We start from the raw sequence: 24,834 nt of genomic DNA, 5'->3' as shown, positions 1-24,834 counted from the left end.
GTTAGCCTAATTCGCTGCCTGCGGGGACCAGAGTCTGTTGGTAATGCGCTAATCGCCACTCGCCGGCGGTGGCATCGAGAGCTTAGCGTTTTTCGCGATGTGCTAGAGCGTGGATCCCTGCTTCGTAACCATATGTGCCAAGTCCAACAATGACGCCGGAGGCTACAGCCGAGAGGTACGACTGGTGCCGAAATGCTTCCCGAGCGTGCACGTTAGAAATATGCACCTCGATGGTCGGCACGCTGAGTCCAGAAATGGCATCAGCCAGCGCCACCGAAGTGTGCGTGTATGCGCCCGCATTCAGCACGACGCCGACACTTTTCCCATCCGCCACCTCGCGTCCGGCCTCGTGGACCCAATCGATAAGCTCGCCCTCGTGATTCGACTGCCGAAAATCAAGTTCAAACCCACATTCGGTGGCAACTGCAGCACAGCGATCCGCAACGTCTGACAGGGTCTCGCTGCCGTATATCGCCGGATCACGAACACCCAGCAGATTGAGGTTTGGTCCATTCAACACATATATCTTGGTCATGCTCATTCCTTCATTTCGTCACGTCAGCAAGTCACGGTGAAAACTACACAGTCGGAAGTGTAGCGGCTAATCGCTGACTGGCTTCAGCTAATGCCTCGCGGTATGTCATTAGCTGGTCCCGATCAGCGCGGAACAGCGGGGCTGCAATGGCTACCGCCCCCAGGACTGCACCCGTTGGCCCGACAACGGCTCTGGCGATAGCGTTCATGCCCAAATCGACTTCTTCTCGCTGGTACACGTAGCCATCTTTGCGACCGGCAGCAATTTGTTCAAGGAGACGGCCTGGCTCAACAGCAGTGTGCTCTGTGCGAGCTTCAAATTGCATCCCTGACACAAGCTGCTGGACTTCAGTTTCTGGCAGTGCCGCCAGGATGGCTTTCCCCATTGATGACATGTGGAGCGACAGACGATCACCGGGGTCAGTGGTCTGACGGAATTCTGGGCCATCGACCGTGTGGATGGTGACGGTTTCATGGCCGTCGCGCACGGAAAAGAGACACGACTCGTTAGTCGCCGCAGAAAGTGTTTTGAGCACCGGGATGACAGAACCGTTGTAACCACGCGCCGACGCGACCCTTTGGCTCAGCTCAAATACTGTCAGGCCAACCCGATACTGTTTGGTTGTTGCGTCGAATTCGGCATACCCGGCATCCGTCAGTGTATTCAGCAACCGGTATGCGGTTGAGAACGGCATACCAGATTCTTTTGCAAAAACCGCGGCAGGAGCCCCTTGAGGATACTGACTCATCAGTCTCAGAAGGCCCAACCCCTTGATCAATGTTGAACTTCCACCGCTCACATAAGCCTCCCAGAATCGCAGTTCCAACTTGCGGCACTCGCGCAATGCCCAAGTGCCCCTTGACACACTCCTGTGAAGTGCCCCATAGTTACCTTATCATCATTCAATAACAGTTGCCATATAATGGCAACTCAGGCGAGGTGAACGGATTATGGGACAGCAAAGTTACCTTTTGGGGTTGATAGGTGACGGCGTCCGGCACTCACTGACGCCACCTATGCACGGACAAAAAGGTGCTGCCCTCAGCCTCCGCTTAGTGAACCGTCCCATAGAACTGACCCTCGACCTGCACCAACCATTCCGAGATCTCGAAGGTGTCACCGAAGACCTCTTCGTCAACAATCTGGCACGGTTGGAAGCAAAATTCCAGCTTATGCAAGAACTCGATATGGACTTGATCTTGGTTCCCTCCAACGCTGGTACAGCCACCATCGACGACGACGACGAGGTCGTTGCGGATCAGCTGCGCCGTGCTGCAAAATTAGCCTCGCGGTACAACATGTGGATTGCCTATGAAGCACTGGCCTGGGGCACGTTTGTCAACACCTATTGGCATAGCTGGCAACTCGTTCACGAAGCGAACCACCCCAATCTGGGGATCTGCTTGGATTCATTTCATTTCCTCTCCCGGCGCGATGATCCGTCGCGGATCACCGACATCGCCGGAGACAAAATCTTTTTTGTGCAGCAGGCCGATGCCCCAGATCTGGGCATGGATTTGCTGCCGTGGTCGCACCACCGCGTGTTCCCCGGAGAAGGCAGTTTCGACACCGTGGGGTTCATGGCCCACCTCACGACAGCCGGCTACTCTGGGCCACTGTCACTAGAAATCTTCAATGATGTGTTCCGCGAAACTGTCCCCAGCATCACCGCTGTTGACGGGTTACATTCACTACACCGGGACGTTCGGTGAATTATTCATCGAACTGGTCCAGCGCAAGGGCGCCTATCAGGACTACGGTCCCGGCAACGCCGCCGTGCGGTTAGCTGCCCAGGACCTCCACGAGCAACAACACCGACTCTTCTAAAACTCAATTCTTATTCACAATTCACAACTATTCACAAGGGGGCTGTGCCATGGAGCACGCAGTCGAGCCTTTCGACATCATGGGGAAGCGACCGCGACCCAGAGCACTCAAGGCGTTACAGAAATTCGAAGAGTTTCTTGGCGCTGGACTCATACTTTTCATCCTGGTGTTGATCAGCGTCCAGGTACTCCAGCGCTATTTGCCGGTGGCAACCTCGCCCTGGATCGGTGAGCTGTCGCGCTATTCGCTGATGGCACTGACCTTTCTCATGGTGGGCTCTCTGGTTGGTCAGGGACGGCACATTAGCATCGATGTCATCCTCAAGGTCGGGTCGGAGAGCTCCCGCAGGTTGGTCGTCATCATTTCTTCTGTAATCGTGGCAATGTGCTGCGCGGCCTTCGCACAGGAATCTTTTGCCCTCGTCACCGCTGATACGGAACAGACCCTGGCAATTACTGGGATCCCGTTGTGGGTGCTCTACCTCATTCCCCTGGTGGCATTTTCTTCGGCAACACTTCAAGCGCTGTTCAATATCGTCTACGCGCCCGAAGAGAATCTTGTACCGGTCGAAGAACCGTCCGATGTTGAACTGGAGGACCAGCTATGAGCCTACTCCTCCTCGCAGTCGCCATTGCGATACTGTTGATCATTCGAGTTCCCGTCGGTCTGGCCTTCTTAGGCCCGTCACTGATGTATATGTTGATGTCCGGCAACTCCCCCGGCTTTGCCATGCGGATTGCCGCCGAAGGCACCGCTAGTTTCCCGCTGCTTGCCGTTCCGCTGTTTATCCTCTTGGGTACCCTTGCGAACTACGCAGGCATTGCTGACCGGATCTTTGACTTCGCGCTAGCGCTGCTGGGTCGGGTTCGCGGAAGCCTCGGCTATGTCAATGTGGCATCAAGCGTCGGTTTCGCCTGGATGTCTGGTTCCGCCCTGGCCGACTCTGCGGCACTGGGCAAAATTATGGTTCCAGCCATGCAAAAGACCGGATACAATCGCGGGTTCTCTACCGGCCTGACGGCTTCAGCAGCACTCATCTCTCCGACGATGCCACCCTCGATCCCAGCGGTGATCTTCGCCTCGGTAGCAACCGTTTCAACCGGTGCGCTCTTTGCTGCATCCGTCCTCCCGGCATTGCTGCTGGCGGCTGCCCTGTTGGTAACGGTCTACCTCTACGTTCGCAAACATAGTGAACTGAAGAAATCCCCGCGGTCTGCCAAAGAGATTAAAGCCGCATCGCTTCGCGTCATAGGCCCCATTTTGGCGCCCGTCATCATCCTCGGTGGCATCCTGGGCGGGTTCTTCACGCCTACCGAAGCCGCCGCAATCGGTGTGCTCTACATTCTGGCCTTGGGCTTTATTTACCGCACCCTCTCGTTCAAGGGCGTCCTCAATGCACTGCGTGAAACAGCCGTGACGACGGGCTCGATCATGCTCATCATCGCCGCCGCTTCCCTATTAGGTTGGGTGCTGTCCCGCGAACAAGTTCCTCAAAACCTGGCAGATTTCATGACGTCGAATATTTCCAGCCCAATCCTGTTCTTGCTTGCGGTCAATGTACTGTTGATCATTTTGGGGGCGTTCATCGACGCGACCGCGGTCATTCTGATCACGGTTCCGGTGCTGCTACCTATTGCCGTCGAATTCGGGGTGGACCCCGTCCACTTCGGCGTCATCATGATTCTGAACCTGATGATTGGTCTGCTCACGCCGCCGGTCGGCAGCGTGCTGTTCGTTATGAGTTCGGTGCTGCGCACACCGGTGGAGACCGTGTTCAAGGGAGTCGCACCATTTTTGATCCCAATGGTTCTGGTGCTGCTGTTGTTGACCTTCGTCCCTGCCATCGTCACCTTCGTTCCGAATCTGCTGGGATTCTGAGAGGCGGAAAATATTATGAAAAATCAGAAAAGTTGGGGCGCATTCGCGGCAGGGACCGTGCTCGTTGGTGCCACACTGGTTGGTATGCCGTCGCTGTATAATTTCGCAACGCAAGGTTCCGAACAGTTGTCGTTTGCGAACTCCTATACGCTGGATCACCCGCATAACGCCTGCGGTACTGCGCTTGTGCAGCAGGACATGAACGACGTGGACGTCCAGATCGATACCTACCCGTCATCGCAACTGGGTGGTGACGCTGATCGTTTCACGTCGATGATGAACGGCGATATCGACATCGACCTGCAGGGCAGTTCAGCGCTGGCCTCAGTCCACGAACCGATCGGTGTGCTCGACATGGCCTATGTTTTTGACGGGCCAGACCACCTGTTCCGTTGGTTTGATAGCGATGAGTCCGATGAGGTCATCGGCGAATTCGAGGAGGAAACCGGGGTCAAGGTACTGGATATTTGGTACCAGGGCGACCGAACCTTCTCAGCGAATCAGCCCATTCGCGAACCGGCTGATCTCGATGGGCTCCGGATCCGGTATCCAGGCTCGCCGGCCCACTTGATGTCTGCTGACGCCATGGGTGTGGAACCCGTTGCCGTTGCGGTCGAGGAAGTGTACATGGCGTTGCAGCAGGGCATCGCCGATGGTCAAGAAAACCCGATCGCATTTACCGCCCAGAACAGTCTCGACGAAGTGGTCGACTACGTGAGCCTCTCGCGGCACGCCGTCGGCAGCCAGCTGGTGGTTGTCGCCGATGAAACCTGGGAGCGGCTCTCAGCCGAGCAGCAGGAACAGCTCCACATCTCAGTGACGCAAACGCGCAGTGAAAACCGTACGTGCGCCGAAGCTGAGGAAGAGGAAGTGCTCACCCGCTGGGCTGAACAGGGCTCCCCGGTCGTTGTTGACGACGTAGATCGAGAAGCATTCCGTGAGCAAACACTCGAGTACTTAGAAAACAACCTCAGTGACGGCGAACTCGAGACGCTGGAAAGCATTCGTTCCGTAGCGGACGAGAGCTGACGTCGCGGATCCCCGACTAATCCGTGACGGGCACGACCATCGGTGTCCCGCTCCAAGGATCGGATCCGATCATGGATTCCATCCCGAAGACGTCGGTGATCAGCTCGGTGGTCAGAATATCGTGGGGTGCGCCTTGAGCCACAATGCTCCCACGGTGCATGACCACCAGCTGATCGGCGTAGCGGGCGGCCTGATTCAGGTCGTGGAGTACCGCCAGCACCGTGCGTCCATTCGCGGTGATCTGGCGGCACAGGCGCAGGACTTCGATCTGGTGCGAGATATCCAGAAACGACGTCGGCTCATCCAACAAAACGTACTGGGTTTGTTGCGCTAAGACCATGGCCAACCAGGCACGTTGGCGTTGCCCACCCGAGAGCTCATCGATCGGGAAATCGGCGAAAGCCGTCATACCGGTGTCTTCCAGAGCCTGCGCGATGGCCTGGGGATCATCGGCGGACCATTGTTTTAGTGGTCGATGATACGGGTAGCGTCCCCGTGCCACGAGCCCGGCGACGGTCACGCCGTCGGGCACCACGGGATGTTGCGGCAATAGCGCGATGCGTTGGGCAAGCAGTTTCGGTTTGAGTTTCTGCAACGGCTTACCTTCAAGCTGCACCATGCTTGGCTCGGCGGTGAGCACACGCGACAGAGATTTCACCAGCGTCGATTTGCCGCAGCCATTGGGACCAATGACGGCGGTGAATCGACCTTCTGGCACGGTGAAGTCCAAATCGGATAACACCGGATCGGCTCCGTAGCCAACGCTCAGACGTGTTGCGGTCAGTCCGGTCACGATTGTCCTTTCCTAAATTCAGTCAGCAGCAAGTACCCCAAAAACAGCCCGCCAAAGCCGGCGGTGATAATGCCTACCGGCAGGTCCTCTACGAGCGGGATCTGTTGGACCGCCAGATCCGCCAACACCATGAGCATTGCTCCCGTCAAGGCGCTGCCCACGAGGTTGGGGCCTGATGTTCGTGTGAGCATGCGGGCTGCGTGCGGGCTCATCAGTGCCACGAAGGCGATGGGGCCGGCTACCGCAACAGCCATGGCGGCCAGTACGACGGCGACCAGGATCGCCTGGGTGCGCGTTGTGGTTGCCTTGCCGCCCAACGAGGTGGTCAGTTCGTCTCCCAGTTCCATCAGCTGCAAACGCGGCGCGAGCCAGAGGATGACGGGGAAGGCTAGCACCAGGGTGACAGCGATGAGGCCCGCCTGACCCATATCTCGCGAGTTCAGGCTGCCCACGAGGTAGGCGGCCAGTCGGCTGGCTTCATCACGCAGGGTTGCCGTGACCACGAATTGGGTGACGGCGGTGGCAATGGCAGCGACCGCAATGCCCGAGATAATCACTTTCGACGTCGACGACAGACCGCTGCCGGTGGACAGGATGACCAGACCGATCGCGCTGCCCGCACCGGCCAGGGCGCCGATCGGTGCCGGAATCGCCCACGGCACCAGGGACGCCACGGCAACCCCGGCCCCAGCGCCCGCGGCCAGGCCGAGCACATCCGGGCTGCCCAGCGGATTGCGGGTAACGTTCTGGAACAGCGCACCGGAGAGCCCGAACGCAGCACCGGCCATAATGGCGATCAGCACCCTGGGCCCGCGCACACGCTGCAACACGAATTCGGTCGCGGTACTGGCTTCGCCGCTCAGAATGTCAACGAAGTCGGCAGGGCTGAGCCCGAGTTTGCCAAGCATCAACGTTGCGGCAGCCAGCGACAGGATCAACGCCGTCATCGCCGTCCAAATGAGCACGCTGCGACGTCGGTAACTCAGAGCGATGTGTTCGCCCACGTGGAACATCTGAACGGTCATTTCATCACCGCTCCGCGGCGCACAGCAGCCAGGAGGAATGGTGCACCAATAAAAGCGGTGACGATCCCGACCATAAGTTCCTGTGGCCGAATAATGACGCGCGCCAGTATGTCAGCGGCGACTAGCGCCAGTGCACCACCGACGACGGCGGCCGGGATGCGCCAGCGGAAGTCATCGCCAAACATAGCCCGCACAATGTGTGGCACGGCCAGCCCGATAAAGCTGATGGGTCCGGCGATCGCGGTGGCCGCCGCTGCTAACAGGGCGGCCGCGATAATGCCGATCAGCCGGGTTTGTCCGACCCGAAAGCCCAGTGAGATCGCGGTTTCATCGCCGAGCGCCAGTGCGTTCAAGCCCTGGCCAATGACCAAGGCCAGCACGAGTCCCGCCAGGAGTGGCACGGCGACTTGGCCAAGTTGTGCCAATTCGACGCCGGCCAGTGAACCGACCATCCAGAACCGGTAGGAATCAAACACCGTGGGGTTCAGCAGCACCATGGCGTTAATATAGGCGTACAGGACCGCCGAAATAACAGCACCCGCCAGAATCAGCGGCACAATACCTCGCGCCGAGGACCGACCGCCAAGTGCCAACACAATGACCACCGCAAGAATCGCGCCGATGAGGGCAAAGAACATCGTTGAAGTGGCACCCAGCGCACCCAATAGGGCGGTCCCGGTGACTACCGCCGCCGAAGCACCGACCCCGATACCCAGGATGCCCGGCTCTCCCAGCGGGTTGCGGGTAATGCCCTGGATCAGGGTGCCTGAGACTGCAAGCCCTGCTCCGACGATTGCCCCCATCACGGTGCGTGGGATACGTGAATCCACCACACTGGTGAGGTAGGCATCGCCGGTAGACGACAGCGCGGCCACGACGTCAGAAACACCGTTGGGCCGACTGCCGAGGAACAGGCTGATCAGACAGGTTGCCCCCAGAGCGATAACCAGGGCGGCGAGGATGATGGCTCGGCGCATGGTGGCGTTAGTTTTGTTCTGCGTTTTCGATCGCTTCGTCAATCATCGGCTCGTACCGTTCCAATGTCCACGGGACGGTCAGCGGGTTGATCATCGACGACGCCGTGACGAACGCTTGATCGTCGGAGGCCACTATCGCGTCATTTTCTACCGCCGGGATGCCGGCGTAGAGGTCTTGGGCTTCAGTTTCTTCACGATTGGCTTCGTCCATATAGAACGTGAAAATCAGATCCGAGTCCGAGAGTTTATCGGCATTTTCCAAACCGATCAGTGCCGACTGAGTGCCCGGAGCATCGTAGTCGGCGCGCAACTCTTCGACCACCGGATCCGGCGTCAGCCCGAGTGCCGAGACCATGGCAACACGCTGCTCATCAGGGTAGAACACGCCCAGTGTGCCCGGCCCAGAGTTGTAAATATAGGAGAACGTGACGTCCTCGTAATCCTCGTTTCGGGCCTCTTCGAATTGGGCGTCAATGTCATCGATCAGGCCCTGGGCTTCTTCTTCCTGGCCCATTGCTTCACCGATAATCTCGATTTGCTGTTCCCATTCAATCGTCCAGGGTTGCTCCGGGTATGCCACGGTCGGAGCAATATCGGAAAGCAAGTCATACTGTTCCTGAGTCACACCCGACCACGGCGCCAAAATCAGGTCCGGTTCCAGCTCCAAAATGGCTTCCACATCGAGCTCGGTCGCCCCGGTAAACAGTTCTGGCAACTCATCACCGCGTTCGGTGACTTCTTCCTGGATCCACGGCAAATACCCCGAGTCATCGGCGCCCCACGTGTACTCTTCCATGCCCACCGGCGTGGTGCCCAGTGCGATGGCGGTTTCTGTCGAGCCCTGTCCGAGTGTCACGATGCGTTCCGGTTCTTCTTCAATCGTGGCCGTGCCCAGCGCGCTGTCGATCGTCACCGGTTCCCAATCGCCGTTGCCCGACGCGGCGTCACCGGCGTCGTCGCCACCCGAGCACGCGCTCAGGGCCATGCTCGCGGTAAACGCGATGGCCAATGCGCTGCGCCAACGTCGATGCAGGCTGGTTGCCGTGGAAGTTTTCATGGTTCTCCTTGAGATGTGCAATAACAATACGAGGCGGCCGTTTCCTAGCCGCGCATGGCAACGCCGTGCCGCCAGTACCCCATGAAGGCCACCTGAGCGCGGTCAACGCCAACCTCACGCACCAAAAACCTGCGCAAACCTTTGATGACGCCGCTCTCACCGGCAATCCAGTAGTACGTGCCAGACCGTGGTGCGGCAACCTCAGCGAGGTCTTCACCAGATGCCGAAAAAACTGGGGTCTCCCACAGCAGATCATCCGCGTCCTCGCCTGACGCTTCAGGTTCGTCATGGACGTGCCAGCCCAGGGCATCGGCCAGTGATTCTCCCGGCTGTGCTTCACCGCGGGGCAACCAGGTGACCTCGGCGTTTCCGGGAGCATCGATGGTCAGTTGATCGACGTTTTCGGGAACTTCGATGTAGGCGCACACCCGGGGTGCAGCCGTAGATGCTTTAAGGTCTTCAACGATCCGAGCAATAGCAGGTGCCGCAGATTCATCCCCAAGCAGCACCACTGCATCGGCGTGACCGGGTGAAAATTCAATGCCGGATTGTGGTTCTCCGTGCCGCGGCGCAACCAACAACAGTTCAGATCCCACTTCGGCTCCTGCAGCCCAAGCTGCAGCCGGACCGGTCGAACCGTCATCGGCGAAGTGGAGCACAAAATCCACGGTGAGACGGGTGACGTTGTCCTGCCGGGTCAAGTCCCGGATCGAATAGGTGCGCATGATTCCGCGCTCATCATCCGGTAGGGCCAACCACTGTTGATACCAGTCTTCTGACTCGGGGATGCGCGGCAGTGCACCGGCTGCGTTGGGCAAGATGAGCTTGATTCGTTGATCATAAAACGGACCCTCGGTGGCCAGCGCATGCAATTCGGGACCTGAAAACGTGATCCTGCGGAACGTTGGGGAAAGGTCTTCAACGGATTCAACGATTCCGCGAACCGGGCCGTGGGCACCACGCATCATGGCAGCTCCTTGCAGTGGGGATGTAATGGCTGCGATCAGCCACAGCATGCCTATAAGGCAGCTATGCGACTTGTAATGAGGTTAGCCTACCCTAAAAGAAATGTTTTTCACCAGTCACTGTTACACTGACTCGTTGTGCACTCCTCAAAGCCCAAATTTCTCCAACGACGTCCGCGTCCCCGCCAGACTGAAATCAGCGAAAAACGTCGCCTGATCGTCATGTTGGCGATGTCCCTGGGAGCCTTTGGCATCGGCACCACTGAATTCGTCTCAATGGGGCTGCTCAGCATGATCGCCGAGGACTTCCAAATCACCGAGGACACCGCCGGCGTGATCATCACCTCCTATGCCCTCGGTGTGGTCGTTGGTGCGCCACTCATTACTGCACTGACCGGTAGGATCCCACGACGGCGACTCCTGCTGATTCTGATGGCTGCGTTTACGATCGGAAACGGACTCTCTGTTTTCGCAAGCGATTACGAAGTACTCCTCATTGCCCGGTTTATTGCAGGTCTCCCCCACGGCGCGTATTTCTCAGTCGCCGGCCTCTCTGCGGCATCGATGGCACCCATCGCCCAGCGTGGTCGAGCCGTGGCATTTATCAGTATGGGCTTATCCGTTGCCACCGTTGTTGGGGTACCCGCCGCTCAAGCATTAGGCGCAGCACTCGGTTGGCCTGCCGCTTATGCCTTAGTCGCATTAATCGGCCTGACGACGATCGGCGCCCTGTGGTTTTTGATGCCGCATATGACGAAGATGCGCCCCACGAACCCTGCTACCGAGCTCGGTGCCTTGAAACGCAGTCAGGTATGGCTCACCTTGGCGATGGGAACGGTCGGCTTCGGTGGTATGTTCGCCGTCTACACGTACATTTCGTGGACCATGACCGAACGTGCGGGACTAAATCCGTCTTTAATTTGGTTGGTGTTGATGGTTTATGGCATCGGTTCAGTCGCGGGCAACTGGTTCGGTGGCCGTCTGGCCGACCGTAACTTGGAGTTTGGCATACTGTTCGCCTTGATTATGATCGCAGCCACTCTCACGGCGTTCTATTTCACGTCCACACACCCGGTGCTGGGAGTGATTAACTTTGGTGTGGTCGGCTTCTTTGGCACTAGTCTGGTCCCGAGCTTACAGATCCGGTTGATGGACGTCGCCGGCGATGCCCAAACCCTTGCGGCTGCTCTGAATCATTCCGCGTTGAACCTTGCCAATGCCGCCGGTGCTGCAATCGGTGGGATGGTCATCTCAGCAGGATTCGGCTATTCGGCCCCTGCGCTAGCGGGAACTGCGCTCGCCTTAGCTGCAGTTGGGGTCTGGGTCCCCACCTTTTTCTTGCGACGCCGGCAACTGCCTGCTAGATAATTTTATCGCTGCACGACTCAGAGCCTCGCAAAGCTCACGCGGGCTCCAGTAGTTGCTCAACGACTGTGCTGTATTGCAGCTTGCTGTGTTCAGATATGGCTGTCGCCGTTGACGCAAACAGGCATATCGCAGCTCGCCCTACTTTGCGTGTGGTGTGCGTAGATACCATAACGTCCCGCGAGTTGAATGCACGCCCCTGCATCGCGGACCTCTGAATATCCTGGGCTGCCGCTCGTGTGGCATCTGAGAGTTCTGGCAGGCGCACGATTCCGAGTGCTGTCCGCAACTTCGTATCGGTGTATATCGAGTCGAGCGTTTCCAGCGTCAGGCCCATGACGTGGCTACTGCTCGGGAGATTTGGTGTTGGCTCCAGTTTCAGGGATTGCCAGAGCTGTTCCGCCTGCGCTGGTTTGTGATAATGAAGCGCCTCGGACAGGTCTCGCACAGTGGCTACCGTCAATGCACGTGCATCCCCGACAGGAGTATGTGCTTCCATTTGATGACGTTCGATTGCCCGAGTCATGGCAGCATGCAGTTCATTGGGATCAACGTTGGGGAGATTTTGTGTGTCGATGCCATCGGCTGCAAGTAGGGGCTTTAATTGTTCCAAGACCTCGTCGATTATCTCAGGGTCACGTTGCATCCGTGCAAGCAGATCAGCGTCATCCGCTTCATCAAAAGGGGGCTTCGCATTATTCATATGCTGACAGTACCAGCCTCGTAGGACGAAATCAGACTTAAAATGGATCGACGCGAGTTATGGCTATGCGTTCCAATACAGGTTTCTGAGTAATGGCTGGTCGGGGTCAAGCCATTTGGCCGGTTGAAAATACGTCACACCATTAATCTTTCGTATAGTCCATTTACCATCGTGCACGTCGGGATGATGTGCCGGACACAAGGTGATGGAGTTATTTTCGTTGGTTTCCCCGTTCTCGGACCATTCTTCGATGTGATGGCATTGGCAGTATGTTGCTTGCACAATACAACCGGGCGCTTGGCAGCCCTTGTCGCGCGCCAAGATCGCTTTGCGTTGAGCTGTGGTGAACAGTCTCTTGCTACGATATTCGTTCAGGACGATGTCCCGTCCGTTCCATATTTGTCCGACCAGCTCCGCGTCACACAGCGTCGGCCCAAGATGCCCCGGGTGTATCGGGCCAATGTTGACGGCTTCTGATTGATACGCTGTCCAAGGCACTGGGTTGGCGTACCCAGTGAATTCATTTTCAGCACCTGGTGCAGGCCCTGGATGGTTATAATCATTTGGATTTGGTCGACTGATTATAGGAGGCAAAATACCAGTCGGCCCAGGTGGTCTCCGCACTGCCTGAGGTAGTGCCGGCAGGCCTAAGGTCACATGTGCTGTCTGGATGTCTTGAACAATTACGAGTTTTGCTGGCGCCCCATGTGCCCGCTTGGCTGCCGCTTCGTCTGGATGCATACTCATCACTGAATATACTGCGCCCAGGAGTATTGCTCCGGCGCGTTGAGGTCGAGTGAGTTTGTCGATCCAATCGACTTGTTGCCGCGTGTATTCATTCCCGCGCTCATCTTCGGCAATAACCGTGTCGGCTGCGAATGGTTGCGGAAGGCTGGCTTCAATCTGGCTTGGAACACGGTCGTCGATGTCGGGCTGTGACCCCAGCATCTCGTGGAATGCTGCTAACTTTTCTTCTCGCGTCGACGGTCCCTGTTGCGGTTGTGAACCTTCTGTTTTCGATTCCTCGGCATGCTGTCGACTCTTTGTACTTGGAGTGTCTTGCGAGGTTTTGGCATCCGCCATTGCTTCGTAGAGATTTTCGATGTTCTCCGGCAATAAAGGCTTGTTGCCTTTATAATTCAGGTTCGTATTCAAAAATTCTTTAAGGACTGCCGCCCAGGCCGGGTCCATGTGCATCGACGCTGTAGCTGAGCCATCGTCATGAGACCGTAAGTGCAGTGCATTATCTGGTTTCTTCTTAAACGCTTCTGTTGGCGGCGGACCATCTGCATCTATATGGTGCACGACTTGCTCCGTCCACCTCTGGCGAGCCTGTGATAGCTCTTCCGGCGATGCAGACTCAGCAGCCTCCAGTAGGGTGGGCTCAAATGCTTGAATAACCTGGTCTTTGTAATCAAGCGGTCTTCCGACCGCAGCAGAATACTTGGTCAGGTCCTCATCGAAGGCAGCAATTCGATCCAAGCTCTCCCCCGGGATGTTTCCGGAAGCATACGACGCCGCGATGTTAGGTAGCGTGGGCCCTGCTCCGGCTGCAGTTCGATCTGCATCGACGGCGTGGGAAACATATTTCGCTCGCATCTGTAATCGTTTAGCCCTGTGCCCCGACATCCGCAGTTGCGTGCGCATGATTTCGCTGACATCGCGGAATCCTCTGACTCCTTCAGGAACTCCCATATAGGCGGTTTGATCCTTCTGAGCGATCTGCAGTAGTCGCGTTAGGTTGGTCATCGCCGCATCGTTTGCTCGATCATGTTGTGCCATCAACGAGGTGATGGCCGGCAGGGTGTCGACATAATTATCAGGAGCTATTGGCTCCTCCGCAGATGTCTCCTCGTCGTTCTGAGACTTGTTTTGCGATGCAAAACCAGACCAGTCAGCGCCTGACGTTTTTCGATAGAGTGCTACTTCGTTCTCGGCGTCTGGCTGCGAGAGTCGCTCAGAGAATTTTTGGCTGAAGAGCGCACGCGCGTAGGCCAGCTCGCCCAGGCTCATGTCGTCAATCAGGTCCTCATTGATCGCGTCCACGGACACCGGAGCGCCGCGATTGGTGAAGATCGGCGTTTGATCCAAGGCGGGCCCCTCTCGACGCAATAGACGTGCTAGCTAAACAGTAGTGAACGACCTCGAATGGCAGGAAAATAAACGTTGGAAGTATTGATCGGGTATTACCACTATTCTACCGCAGCTGAGCCTTCAATTCAATACTTTCAGTAATCTTAATTGTACTTTTTGTGCTCTTACATGTATTTTATTGTCGTTTATCATACGAGGATAATTAGCGGGCCCGTGTCGCGAGTTTTGTGGATAACTCGTCGCGACGCACTTCATGGCGCCCCACGGGGCTAGCAGGACTCTCAGGACTCTCAGGACTCTGCCACCACTTCGTGGCACCGCAGAACAACGCGGACGCAAAAGGAGAAAAGTCTGCGCTATTTAACGCCACCGCTAGGAGGATTGCGTTGTGCCCTGCTTCAGCGATTCAGGTAGATGCAGGCGTGCGAGGACCTCGTCAGTATTCTCGGGTGGGCGCTGCGACCCCAGGGCTGATACCAACATGGTGACCACAAGAACCAACGGAACGACCCACAGCGCCGGATACTGCAGCACAGCCATCGTCAGGCCCGCGTCATCGAGCAGATGTCCTGCGAGCAGCGCGGCGAGTGACATGGCTCCGCCTGTGACCATGCCGGAGACAGCACCGGTTACTGTGAGCCCGCGCCACCAAATGGCAAGCAGTACAACGGGCGCTAATGATGACGCCGTGAAGGTGAATACCATGGCAACAGCGCCTGCCAGCGCGAGGCCTGTGGTGACGAAAGTGGCCACGATGGGCAGCACCATCGCCAGGATCGCTCCAACGCGGAAGCCGCGCACGGTGCCGCCGAAGAATTCCTGGGAGACGACGCCGGAAATGGACACAACTAGCCCGGAGGCAGTCGACAGGAAAGCGGCAAACGCACCGCCGGCAACCAGGGCGGTGAGCAGGTCGCCTGTCAGGCCGCTAAAGAGGGCGGAGGGAAGTTGAAGCAGGGCCGTATCGGTACTAGCGCTCTGCCCAAGTTCAGGCAGCACCGCGCGTGCGACGATGCCAAGGATGATCGGCAGCGCGTAAAAACCTGCCAGGAGGCCCAAGAGCAAGACAGTGGTTCGCCGAGCGGTGCCGCCGTCGGGATTGGTATAGAAACGCACCAACACATGTGACAGCCCGAGCGTGCCGAGCATCAGTGCCGCGACTAACGAAATGGTGCGGTAGGTGCTGGACTGAGTGTCGTTGACGAGCTGGACTTCGAAGGCGTTGGCGAGATCGGGAATGAAGCTGGCGTCTCCCACCCCCAAGCGCAGCACGATGAATACGGTTGGGATGAAGAGCGCGGAAAGTTTGAACCAGTATTGCACAGCCTGAGCCAGCGTGACGGAACGCATCCCGCCGGAGACCACGGTGGGCAGGACGACAAGGATGACGATCGCGGGCCCGAGCCAGGCGGGCAGGTCCGTCGTCGCCGACAGCGCGATGGCCGCCCCGTGGAGTTGCGGGACGATGTAGAGCCAGCCGGTAAACACGACGATTATGGCGGTCAGCCGCCGCAAAATCTTTGATGGAAAACGTAACGACATGAGGTCGGGGATGGTGTACGCACCCGAACGCCGTAGCGGCGCTGCCACGAAGACGAGTAGTGATAGGAAGCCGGCGGTGTAGCCCACCGGAAACCATAGTCCGTGGGTACCGTAGGCCATGATGAGCCCGGCAACGCCGAGGAAGCTTGCGGCCGAAAGATATTCTCCGGCGACGGCGGATGCGTTCATCCAAGGCGGCACCCGGCGTGATGCCACATAGAAGTCGCGGGTGGTACGGCTGCGACGTAGCCCGTGCACGCTGATGGTGATGGTCACCGCGCAGACTAGGCCGATGGATCCGAGGACCAGGAGGGGATCGTGCATCACTGGTGCACCTCCTGTGTGGGCTGTGGCTCAAGAGCTTGTTCGTTGGCGGTGGCTCGACGAACGTAAAACCAGCCCAGGAAAATGAGCAGCGGGATGAAGACGCCGGCGGGAATCAGCCATTCCAACGGGACACTGGCGATGGTGAACGATGCCAGGGCGGGGCTGAAGTGGAAGGCGATGTTCACGACGACGACCAAACCGAAAAACCACGAGATCAGGGTGACACCGAGGCGCAGTTGGGCACGCATGAGCCGCCGGAGCATCCTTCGCGAGGACTGGACGCTGCCGGAGGGTTCAGCCGGATTCAGCAGTACTTCTTTGACGCTGGGCGCGCCCGTTGGCATGTGGACTTCGACGCGTCGGGCACGCATGGCGCGAATACTCTCGGGGACCTCCTGTGGCGCTTCGGGTTCGCGAATGAGGTCAAGCACGAAGTCGTCGTCGGCGGGGAGGTCGTCTTCGGGAATGTCGTCTTCGGGTTGGCGCCGACGGGTCATCCATCACTCCGGGAAACCGATCGGAAATTTAGCTGCTTGAGGCGCTGGCGAACCTGTGGCATCAATCGGCGGCTGACCGGCAGTTCGTGAGCGTCAATGTGAATACACATGCGACCGTCTTGCTGGACGATTTTGGTGGCGAAGTTGAGGTTCACGATGTGTGACCGGTGAATGCGTACAAAGTCATACGTCGCCCAGTCCTCTTCGATTCCGGCGAGCGAGATACGCAGCAGATAGGACTCGTCAGCGGTATGGATCCGAGCATAATCTCCTTGGGCTTGCGCCCATCGAATGGAGCGGATGGGGATGAACACCTGTTGCGATCCTTGCTGCACCGCAACCCTGCCCTGCTCGGGCACCTGCTCAATGGGCCCGGTATCGACTCGAGTCAGGGTTTTTCGCAACGCCTCGTGTAGTCGAGCGGGGCGGACGGGCTTCAATAGATAATCGAGCGCGTCCAATTCAAATGCGTGGACGGCGGGGCGGGCGTCGGCGGTCACGAAGATTACATGTGGGGTATCCCCGCTGTTTGCGCGACGTAGCTCGTGAGCTAAATCCATCCCGGTGGGGCCGGGCATGTGGATATCTAGCAGCACGACGTCGATATTCCCCTCGGCCAGGATATGCCGTGCTTCAGCGACGTTGGTGGCGGTTTGCACCGCGGAGACCAGCGGGTCGACCTCGAGCAACCACCGCATTTGTTCCACCGCTGGCATTTCGTCATCGACCGCCAACACCTGCAGTCCCGGCACATGTGCGCTCATGCGGGCCCCGCGGTCATTGGTGGCATGAAGTGCGAGGGTGCCTTGAATTTAGGAATGCGCATAGAGACTTTCATGCCTGCATCGAGCTGTGTCTCAATTTGCAGCCCGTGGTCGGCCCCGTACGCTTGGCGTAGACGCAGATCCACATTGCGCAGTCCCACGTGGGTGCTTTCAGCTTGGCCACTCATCACTTTGGCCATGTACTCCGGATCCGCCCCAACGCCGCCATCTTCAATACTGATCTGGGAAAATGTATCAACGTCTTTAGCCCGAACGAATACATGGCCGTCACGATCTGAGTTATACATGCCGTGCCGAACCGCATTTTCAACGAGCGGCTGAACACTGAGAAACGGAATTTCCACCCCGAGCACTTCCGGTGCAATATCGAGGCTGACTTGCAATCGCGATCCGAAGCGAGCCTTCTCTAATACCACATAGCGTTCAACCGCGGTCAGTTCATCTTCGAGTGTGGTGAAGTCGCCCTCAGTGCCCAGTGAGTACCGGGTGAAGTCAGCAAAATCGACGAGCAATTCGCGCGCACGTGACGGATCGGTGGGGATCAACCCTGCGATGGCGTTGAGCGAGTTGTAAATGAAGTGTGGTGATATCTGGGAGCGCAGGCTTCGCAACTGAGCTTCGATGAGCTGTTCGCGGGTCAGCTGCACCAGTTGCTGATAGTCCGGTTCGGGGTTTGGCGTCCGACGGCGAGATTTTCTTCGCAGCATCACGTGACATGCCACCTGAAAACGTCAGATGGCGCCGGGGCGGCCAGCGCACGAGAACACAAAAACAACCTGAACATATCACCATGCTAGGTGATTGCCACCACTTTATCGATCCGCAAAACCGCTCAACTCACAGACAGTGCCGCTTAGCGCAGTTTCCCAGCAGCGGCATTTCGTGACCCCCGTCACACCACTACCGTGTGCTTCATGAGATCGCTATCCAAGCTCCACCCTGGAGGATCAACATGAGTACCACCGACTATTCGGACTTCCAAGCAGTCCAACGTTCCGACCAATTCCAGACTCTGCGGCGCACACAACGCAGCTTCGTATTCCCCCTGACCGTCGTTTTCTTGATCTGGTACCTGGCATTCGTCATCGTGGCGGCATTTGCCCCAGAGTTCATGGCGATCCAGGTCTTTGGCAATATCAACCTAGGCATCATCCTGGGACTCGCCCAGTTCGTCACCACATTCATCATCACCGGCGCATACGTGTCCTACGCGAACCGCAAGATCGACCCCCTTGCCACCGATCTTCGCAAATCCATGGACTCCGCAGGTGCCGGGATCGAAGAAGAGCTAACTGACAACGCCGGTTACGCAACTTCGGATCAGGGGTCAGGAGAACAGTCATGACACTTCTAGCTACACTCAACGCTCAGGCCGAAGAGGGCCTCTCCACCGAGGTGGGTAACCCCTGGGTAAATATCGCCATCTTCCTCATCTTTGTGGCCATCACACTCTTTGCTGTCTTGCGCGCCTCAAAAAAGACGAAGACAGCAACAGACTTCTACGCCGGCGGGCGCTCATTTACCGGCACCCAGAACGGTACGGCGATTGCCGGAGATTACCTCTCAGCGGCTTCGTTTTTGGGCATTGTTGGCGCCATCGCAATCTATGGTTATGACGGATTCCTGTACTCGATCGGCTTCCTCGTCGCCTGGCTGGTCGCACTGCTGCTAGTAGCCGAGATGCTGCGCAACACGGGTAAATTTACGATGGCCGATGTGCTCAGCTTCCGCCTACGGCAACGCCCAGTCCGCATTGCCGCAGCCACCTCAACACTGGCCATCTCGGTCTTCTACCTGTTGGCCCAGATGGCCGGCGCCGGCGCGCTGGTCTCACTGCTATTGGGTATCGATTCCGGTATCGGCCAGTCTCTGGTCATCGCCGTCGTCGGTATCTTGATGATCTTCTACGTTTTCATCGGCGGTATGAAAGGCACCACCTGGGTGCAGATCATCAAAGCCACCCTGCTGCTCATTGGTGTGGGCATTATGAGCGTCTGGCTGCTGGCACTGTTCGGATTCAACTTCTCGGCAATCATGGGCGAGGCAGCTTCGGTTGCCGGTACCACTGACATCCTGGATCCAGGCCAGCAGTACGGCGAATCGACACTGACCAAGATGGACTTCATCTCGCTTGGTCTTGCACTGGTGCTTGGTACCGCCGGTCTGCCACACGTGTTGATGCGGTTCTACACCGTCCCAACCGCGAAAGAGGCCCGGAAATCTGTGGTCTGGGCCATCTGGCTCATCGGCGGCTTCTACCTGTGCACCCTGGTGCTTGGCTTCGGCGCGGCAGCCATTGTCGGGCCCGAGGCGATCAAGAACGCTCCGGGCGGGGAGAATTCTGCGGCACCGCTGTTGGCTTATGAACTCGGCGGTTCCCTGTTGCTCGCAGTGATTGCAGCGGTCGCCTTCGCAACCATTCTAGCGGTCGTTGCTGGTCTGACCATTACCGCATCGGCATCGTTTGCACACGATATCTACGGTCAGGTCATCAAGAAAGGCAAGCTCGATACCAAGGGAGAGATGCGAGCCGGACGTGCGACCGTCGTCGTCGTTGGTTTGCTGGCAATCCTTGGCGGTATCGGCGCTCAGGGCCAAAACGTTGCGTTCCTAGTTGCGCTGGCCTTCGCTGTTGCCGCTTCAGCGAACCTGCCGACCATCATCTACTCGCTGTTCTGGAAAGGGTTCACCACGCGCGGTGCCCTGTGGTCTATGTATGGCGGTTTAGGATCCTCTATCGGCCTGATCTTGGTCTCGCCGGTCCTGTGGGGCGCCGAGTCCTCGTTCTTCCCGGACGCGGATCTGGCGCTCTACCCGCTGACGAACCCCGGTATCGTTTCGATTCCGCTGTCCTTCCTGCTGGGCTGGATCGGTTCGAAGACGTCGAAAGTTGCCGAAGACGTCAGCAAACAGGCCGAAATGGAAGTTCGTTCACTCACCGGTGTTGGCGCAGAGGAAGCGACCGACCACTAATGCGAACCTTCTAAAAAACTAAGAACAACACAGAACACCGGGTCCCCGTATTCATTACGAATGCGGGGACCCGGTTTGTTGGAAGGTACGACAGGCTAGGCAGTATGTTGTGCGGCTTGCTCCAGGCCATTGCCTACGGCGGCACTGAGTGGTGCCGGAATAACGACGCTGCCGTTCTGGATCTCAATCAGGTCCATGGATTCCAGCTGACGCAGCCGTGGAATGAGCGTCTCGTCAACGTCAGTGCCGTTACCCAGTGCGAACTGCGCGGTGCGTGCCGCCGCATCGCCTTCGGTCGCGTAGGTCAGGGTTTCACGGACGTAGTCAGCTACCAGTTCTTCAGCAGCAGCGACCTGATCGAAGTCTTCGAACCCGAAGGTTTGCGCACGAGCGCCGGGTTGCACTTTGGTTGAGAGTACTGCGATGAGTTCGGATGCCTGCAGGGCTTCAAGGAAGGCCATGAGTTCCGGGATGGCCTGGGCGGATTGCACATATCGGGTCGGCTGGGTACCGGCCGGGACGCTGAGATCAGAATCCGATGCAGACGCTTCTGCTGGGTCCTGTTTTTTCGCAACGCCTTCCGCCTCGATGCCGATGGTGGCAGCAACGTCTTGGATATCAGCGCGCTTGGGTAGTCCGGTGCCGGTGACGGGATGCGAGTCGCCCATCCACTGCTGGAACTCTTTGACTCCTGCCATGAAGCGGGTTTCGACAATCGCAGTGTACCGGGACTTTGGATCGTTCTGATCGCCTGATGCGGCAGCAGTGTTGACGCCCTTGTCCTCGGCTTTTGCTGCAGCTTTCGGCTGCTCTGCTGGGGCTTCCTTGGCCGGTGCGTTCTTGGCCGCTGGTTCCTCAGCAGGCTCAGCCGCTGGTTTAGCCGCAGGTGCGTCAGCGACTTTCTGTGCGGGTAACAGCTCGTTCAAAACATCATCGAAGGAGGCTTGGCGATGCTCGGCCATTGCAGCGACGGCTGCGGCCACCATGTAGGCGCTTGCGCCGACCACCGCAGATTCTGGGTTACGGCGCAGTAAGCTTCCGATGGAACGGTACGCGCGGCCTTTGCGCGCTAGTGCTTCCACGTCCGGTGTAATGTTCCGAACTGAACGTGGCGCCTCGCGCTGGGATACCCGGGCCGAGCCGGTCTGCAAGGCACCGTTGGCGTACCAGGCATCGAGGGATTCCATGGCAACACCGGTCACATGCCCAGCACTAGGGATGCCTTCGGCCGCCTCCGGACCAATACTTCCGAGGATTTCCACGGCCCTGTCATGTTGTTGGGCATCTAGTGCCTGCGAAATATCTCGCAACGTATTAATAGTGCGTGCTCGTTCATCACTCACGGGGGTCATCAGCTCCAAGTTGTGGCGTTCAATAGCACGAGCCATGGCGGTCTCGAGCTGGCTCGGATCGACGTCGCCGAGGTTGTCTACATCAATGCCGTCTGCGGACAACAACGGAGCGAGCTGCTGCATGAGCTCATCACCTTGCTCCGGCATGTGCTGCACGCCGGACTGGGCCAGCATGTCTTGAAAATCTGGGTCGTGAGACCGCGACGTCGAATCTGTCATAAGGTGACGGTACCAAAAATACCCGGGAAATTTGCGGTGAACGGCGCGCCTATGGCAAAGATGTGCCCCGCGTAACGCCCTGCGCAGCGGGACGATTCAGAAAGGATGAACCTTTTAGATGAGAGCCCCAAGCCCGATCAGAATCAGCGGAGTGACTGCCACCGCGACCCACGCAGTCCACGAAGCACGGCGCTGCTGCGTTTTGACCGGGGTGAAGATAGCAAGCACGACCAGAGCTGCGTAACTGAGTCCGGTCACCGCCATACTGAGCCGCACGACGTCACTGCCTATTTCGTCACCCAGAAATGGCATCGCCAGACTGAGGGGCGAGGGGATCGGCCCCATATGATCTGCCCCGTCGATACCAAGGACACACAGACTAAACGCCCACCAGTGGACAGCGAAGGCGGCGCTCACACCGCTGGGCGAATACCCGAACCCCCGTTTTTTCAGCACGAATCGTGGCAACCAACCCAACAGCCCGGCCAACAGAATAATTATCGGCGACAGGAGCATGAGAAACAGTTTCTCCTGCCCCCCGGGTGCGAACATTTTGATAGCGATCAGGACCGCAGGCAGTAGCCAAACCAGCCAAAGCCACATATTCCAGGTCAGATGGTTGCTGGTTGCAACCTTTGCAGTAAGCGGCATCGACGGCCTGGGTTCATGCGGCATACGACTTGGCCCTGTCACGTGTGCTTGAAGCTGGAAGGTTTGTCATCACTACAGTATGGCCAAATATCCGAAGCCGCGACGTCTCGTGCCCAGCAGCATGTATCGGTATCTCTGGTCTAACGGTACGAAAGATAGGTTCATTGGTATATTGCCTGTCATGTACTACTGGATGACCTGATCAAGCAGGCCAACCCAGACCTCAGATGCGGTCGGGAAAACCGGTACTGCGTGCTGCAGGGTCGACACCGATACCTGTCCGGTAATCGCAATCGTTGCAGCATGGAGCATCTCCCCGGTCTCTGGTCCCATCAGAGTGGCACCGAGTAGACAACCGGTAGCTTTATCGACCACGACCTTGCCTTTACCGACGACGTCGTCCCGCAGTAACCCGGCTCCCACAACGTCAGCGAAATCAACTTCACCAGTGACCACGTCGTAGCCGGCATCGTTGGCGGCTTCTTCGGTCAGCCCCACCGAGGCAACCTGAGGATCGGTAAAGACTACCTGCGGTGTCGGTGTTTCAATCGCAAGCTCATGCACCTGCTGGTCAAGGAACGCTGCAGCAAATTGCTTGGCCTGGTACTTGCCCATGTGCGTCAACTGGTGTTTTCCGCCTGCATCACCCAGCGCATGCAACCAGTCAGGTATGCGCTGCTGCAACACGTCGTCGGCGCTAAGACCTATCGAGTCGAGATTGATCGATTCCAGTGCGGGACGGCGCCCGGTGGCCAGCAGCAACTCTTCAGCCTCAAGCGTCTCGCCCTCAGAGGTTCGAATCGAAACGGTGCCGCCTTTGACTTTGCCAAGACCCGGGTCCATACCATCGGGACGTTGAACCTGTGTTGCCTCGGTGAAAAAGCGGACGTCAATGCCGGCGTCACTGAATTGGTCGGTCAGAATATCGGAGACGAACGGTTCGGTACCGCTCATCAGTGAGCCTTCGCGCACCAGCATGGTGACGTTCGAACCTAGGGCATTCATCCAGGTGGCGGCTTCACACGCTACCGCTCCCGCACCAATGATGACGAGGCGGGCCGGCACGTCTTGCACCGATGTGGCATCTTGCGAGTTCCACACCGGGATACCTTCGAAGACCGGTGGGATGTTCGCGGTGGTCCCCGTGGTGACCACGACCGCACGGGTTGTCCGCAAAGTCTGTGTTGTGCCATCATTACCATGCACTTCTACGGTGCGCTCCCCGTTGAGTTGCCCATGTCCGCGCACGACGGTCACACCGGCTGATTCCAGCGACTTTTTTTGGCCCGAGTCGTCGTAGTTGGAGACTTGCTCGTCGCGACGCGTCAGCAAGTCATCGGCCCCCACATGGGAGTTTTCTACCCCGCGAAGATGCTGGGTGGTGGCTGCAACTTCTATCGGACGCAGCAGCGCTTTGGATGGCTTACATGCGTAATAGGCGCAGTCTCCTCCGACGAGGTCGTGTTCTACTATGGCAGGTTTGAGTCCTTGTTTTGCGACTGCGAGCGCTAATGTTTCACCGATCGGCCCGGCGCCAAGCACAATCAGATCGAATTCTTGTTCTGCGGTGGTTGAAGAAGTGGCAGACATGGGTCCTCCTTGAGTTGAGACCACGGTTCAAAGCGTGTTCTTCTGTCTCCATCCTCTCTACAACCACACGGGCACGTCTAGCGTTGAGCAGGACAAAGAATCCATGCCTAGAGCATTTCCGTTCGCCCGGATTCGTGTTTCCATAGAGACATGGAGAATTTTTTCGAACTGACACAACAGGATCGCAACTATCTGCAGCAATGCGTAGAACTGGCCAGAGAGGCTCTGGACGACGGCGATGAACCGTTTGGTTCGGTACTGGTGAGTGCCGAGAGCGAAGTACTCTTCACTGATCGAAATCGGATCTCCGGCGGGGATCACACGCGACACCCGGAGTTTGAGATTGCCCGTTGGGCGGCAGAACACCTCACAGAGCAACAACGCGGCAGCGCCGTCGTCTACACTTCCGGGGAGCACTGCCCGATGTGTTCGGCAGCCCACGCTTTGGTTGGGCTTGGTCGAATCGTGTACGCCACCAGTAATGAACAACTGGCTGCGTGGCACCAACAGTGGGGCGTTCCGGCGGGTCCAGTTGCTTCGCTACCGATCAACGCCGTCGCCCCAGGCGTCCAAACGGCCGGTCCGGATACTGAACTCGCCGAGCAGGTTCGACGGTTGCACATGACACTGCACGGTATCGAACAGCACTA

At 57.8% G+C, this 24,834-nt stretch carries 25 protein-coding genes; 9 read left to right on the top strand and 16 right to left on the bottom strand.

From position 1 onward, the window contains the following. Nucleotides 1-82: 82 nt before the first annotated feature. The gene (aroQ, locus tag L0H14_RS06890; RefSeq protein WP_336621701.1) at nt 83-535 is read right to left on the bottom strand and encodes a type II 3-dehydroquinate dehydratase; all 453 of its coding nucleotides are present in this window, start codon (nt 533-535) and stop codon (nt 83-85) included. 43 nt (nt 536-578) lie between these two features. Next, the gene (locus tag L0H14_RS06885; RefSeq protein ID WP_301418393.1) at nt 579-1,334 is read right to left on the bottom strand and encodes an IclR family transcriptional regulator; all 756 of its coding nucleotides are present in this window, start codon (nt 1,332-1,334) and stop codon (nt 579-581) included. Between the two features lie 151 nt (nt 1,335-1,485). Between L0H14_RS06885 and L0H14_RS06880 the strand changes: the two genes are divergently transcribed. From L0H14_RS06880 to dctP, 5 genes are read left to right on the top strand one after another with little or no spacing between them, the layout of a single operon-like run. Beyond that, nucleotides 1,486-2,247, top strand: a complete 762-nt coding sequence (locus L0H14_RS06880) for a sugar phosphate isomerase/epimerase (RefSeq protein WP_301421540.1) — start codon at nt 1,486-1,488, stop codon at nt 2,245-2,247. Then, nucleotides 2,210-2,362 (top strand): hypothetical protein, encoded by a 153-nt coding sequence (locus L0H14_RS06875; protein WP_301418397.1) that lies wholly within the window; start codon nt 2,210-2,212, stop codon nt 2,360-2,362. Before L0H14_RS06880 ends, L0H14_RS06875 begins: the two co-directional genes overlap by 38 nt. A gap of 49 nt (nt 2,363-2,411) precedes the next feature. Further along, nucleotides 2,412-2,969, top strand: coding sequence for a TRAP transporter small permease (locus L0H14_RS06870; protein ID WP_301418399.1), 558 nt, complete (start codon nt 2,412-2,414; stop codon nt 2,967-2,969). After that, nucleotides 2,966-4,240 (top strand): TRAP transporter large permease, encoded by a 1,275-nt coding sequence (locus L0H14_RS06865; protein ID WP_301418401.1) that lies wholly within the window; start codon nt 2,966-2,968, stop codon nt 4,238-4,240. The genes L0H14_RS06870 and L0H14_RS06865 overlap by 4 nt, the downstream gene beginning before the upstream one ends. Nucleotides 4,241-4,255: 15 nt before the next feature. Continuing rightward, nucleotides 4,256-5,269, top strand: coding sequence for a TRAP transporter substrate-binding protein DctP (gene dctP / locus L0H14_RS06860; protein ID WP_301418403.1), 1,014 nt, complete (start codon nt 4,256-4,258; stop codon nt 5,267-5,269). A 16-nt stretch (nt 5,270-5,285) separates the two neighbouring features. Here the strand turns inward: dctP and L0H14_RS06855 are convergent, their stop codons facing one another. The 5 genes from L0H14_RS06855 to L0H14_RS06835 are packed head-to-tail and all read right to left on the bottom strand — an operon-like array spanning nt 5,286 to nt 10,089. Continuing rightward, on the bottom strand, nt 5,286-6,062 hold the full coding sequence (locus L0H14_RS06855; RefSeq protein ID WP_301418405.1) for an ABC transporter ATP-binding protein: 777 nt from the start codon (nt 6,060-6,062) through the stop codon (nt 5,286-5,288). Further along, complete coding sequence (locus tag L0H14_RS06850; RefSeq protein WP_301418409.1) at nt 6,059-7,087, bottom strand: iron chelate uptake ABC transporter family permease subunit; 1,029 nt, start codon at nt 7,085-7,087, stop codon at nt 6,059-6,061. Before L0H14_RS06850 ends, L0H14_RS06855 begins: the two co-directional genes overlap by 4 nt. Then, a complete protein-coding gene (locus L0H14_RS06845) occupies nt 7,084-8,106 on the bottom strand; it encodes an iron ABC transporter permease (protein WP_301418411.1) in 1,023 nt (340 codons plus the stop codon). Before L0H14_RS06845 ends, L0H14_RS06850 begins: the two co-directional genes overlap by 4 nt. After that, nucleotides 8,072-9,121, bottom strand: a complete 1,050-nt coding sequence (locus tag L0H14_RS06840) for an iron-siderophore ABC transporter substrate-binding protein (protein ID WP_301418413.1) — start codon at nt 9,119-9,121, stop codon at nt 8,072-8,074. The genes L0H14_RS06845 and L0H14_RS06840 overlap by 35 nt, the downstream gene beginning before the upstream one ends. A gap of 44 nt (nt 9,122-9,165) precedes the next feature. After that, nucleotides 9,166-10,089 (bottom strand): siderophore-interacting protein, encoded by a 924-nt coding sequence (locus L0H14_RS06835; protein WP_301418415.1) that lies wholly within the window; start codon nt 10,087-10,089, stop codon nt 9,166-9,168. 135 nt (nt 10,090-10,224) lie between these two features. Between L0H14_RS06835 and L0H14_RS06830 the strand changes: the two genes are divergently transcribed. Continuing rightward, on the top strand, nt 10,225-11,454 hold the full coding sequence (locus L0H14_RS06830) for an MFS transporter (protein WP_301418417.1): 1,230 nt from the start codon (nt 10,225-10,227) through the stop codon (nt 11,452-11,454). Between the two features lie 34 nt (nt 11,455-11,488). Here L0H14_RS06830 and L0H14_RS06825 read toward each other — a convergent pair whose 3' ends face one another. The 6 genes from L0H14_RS06825 to L0H14_RS06800 all read right to left on the bottom strand — a co-directional run bounded on the left by L0H14_RS06825 (nt 11,489) and on the right by L0H14_RS06800 (nt 18,106). Continuing rightward, nucleotides 11,489-12,154 (bottom strand): hypothetical protein, encoded by a 666-nt coding sequence (locus tag L0H14_RS06825; protein ID WP_301418419.1) that lies wholly within the window; start codon nt 12,152-12,154, stop codon nt 11,489-11,491. A gap of 63 nt (nt 12,155-12,217) precedes the next feature. Beyond that, nucleotides 12,218-14,245, bottom strand: a complete 2,028-nt coding sequence (locus L0H14_RS06820) for an HNH endonuclease signature motif containing protein (RefSeq protein WP_301421539.1) — start codon at nt 14,243-14,245, stop codon at nt 12,218-12,220. 375 nt (nt 14,246-14,620) lie between these two features. Beyond that, nucleotides 14,621-16,114 carry a cation acetate symporter gene (locus L0H14_RS06815; protein ID WP_301418441.1) on the bottom strand — a complete coding sequence of 498 codons (1,494 nt, stop codon included), beginning with the start codon at nt 16,112-16,114 and terminating at the stop codon, nt 14,621-14,623. Continuing rightward, nucleotides 16,114-16,614: a hypothetical protein gene (locus L0H14_RS06810; RefSeq protein ID WP_301418423.1), complete on the bottom strand. Its 501-nt coding sequence runs from the start codon at nt 16,612-16,614 to the stop codon at nt 16,114-16,116. The genes L0H14_RS06815 and L0H14_RS06810 overlap by 1 nt, the downstream gene beginning before the upstream one ends. Further along, nucleotides 16,611-17,378 (bottom strand): LytTR family DNA-binding domain-containing protein, encoded by a 768-nt coding sequence (locus L0H14_RS06805; protein ID WP_301418425.1) that lies wholly within the window; start codon nt 17,376-17,378, stop codon nt 16,611-16,613. The genes L0H14_RS06810 and L0H14_RS06805 overlap by 4 nt, the downstream gene beginning before the upstream one ends. Then, nucleotides 17,375-18,106, bottom strand: a complete 732-nt coding sequence (locus tag L0H14_RS06800; protein ID WP_301418427.1) for a sensor histidine kinase — start codon at nt 18,104-18,106, stop codon at nt 17,375-17,377. The genes L0H14_RS06805 and L0H14_RS06800 overlap by 4 nt, the downstream gene beginning before the upstream one ends. Before the next feature lie 245 nt (nt 18,107-18,351). Here L0H14_RS06800 and L0H14_RS06795 point away from each other — a divergent pair, with 245 nt between their 5' ends. Then, nucleotides 18,352-18,744, top strand: a complete 393-nt coding sequence (locus tag L0H14_RS06795; RefSeq protein ID WP_301418429.1) for a DUF485 domain-containing protein — start codon at nt 18,352-18,354, stop codon at nt 18,742-18,744. Beyond that, complete coding sequence (locus L0H14_RS06790) at nt 18,741-20,372, top strand: cation acetate symporter (RefSeq protein WP_301418431.1); 1,632 nt, start codon at nt 18,741-18,743, stop codon at nt 20,370-20,372. The genes L0H14_RS06795 and L0H14_RS06790 overlap by 4 nt, the downstream gene beginning before the upstream one ends. Nucleotides 20,373-20,467: 95 nt before the next feature. Here L0H14_RS06790 and L0H14_RS06785 read toward each other — a convergent pair whose 3' ends face one another. The 3 genes from L0H14_RS06785 to L0H14_RS06775 form a co-directional block, all read right to left on the bottom strand. Continuing rightward, a complete protein-coding gene (locus L0H14_RS06785) occupies nt 20,468-21,943 on the bottom strand; it encodes a hypothetical protein (protein ID WP_301418433.1) in 1,476 nt (491 codons plus the stop codon). 114 nt (nt 21,944-22,057) lie between these two features. Then, complete coding sequence (locus L0H14_RS06780; protein WP_301421538.1) at nt 22,058-22,594, bottom strand: hypothetical protein; 537 nt, start codon at nt 22,592-22,594, stop codon at nt 22,058-22,060. 186 nt (nt 22,595-22,780) lie between these two features. Then, on the bottom strand, nt 22,781-24,184 hold the full coding sequence (locus L0H14_RS06775) for an NAD(P)/FAD-dependent oxidoreductase (protein WP_301421537.1): 1,404 nt from the start codon (nt 24,182-24,184) through the stop codon (nt 22,781-22,783). A 150-nt stretch (nt 24,185-24,334) separates the two neighbouring features. On the opposite strand from L0H14_RS06775, the gene L0H14_RS06770 reads away from it, so the two are divergent. Then, a partial coding sequence (locus L0H14_RS06770) for a nucleoside deaminase (protein ID WP_301421536.1) occupies nt 24,335-24,834 on the top strand: 500 nt, incomplete at its 3' end.

Source organism: Yaniella sp. (assembly GCF_030453185.1).
Lineage (GTDB): Bacteria > Actinomycetota > Actinomycetes > Actinomycetales > Micrococcaceae > Yaniella.
The sequence above is the reverse complement of the archived record's forward strand: the minus strand, read 5'-3'. Positions and strand labels throughout refer to the sequence as shown.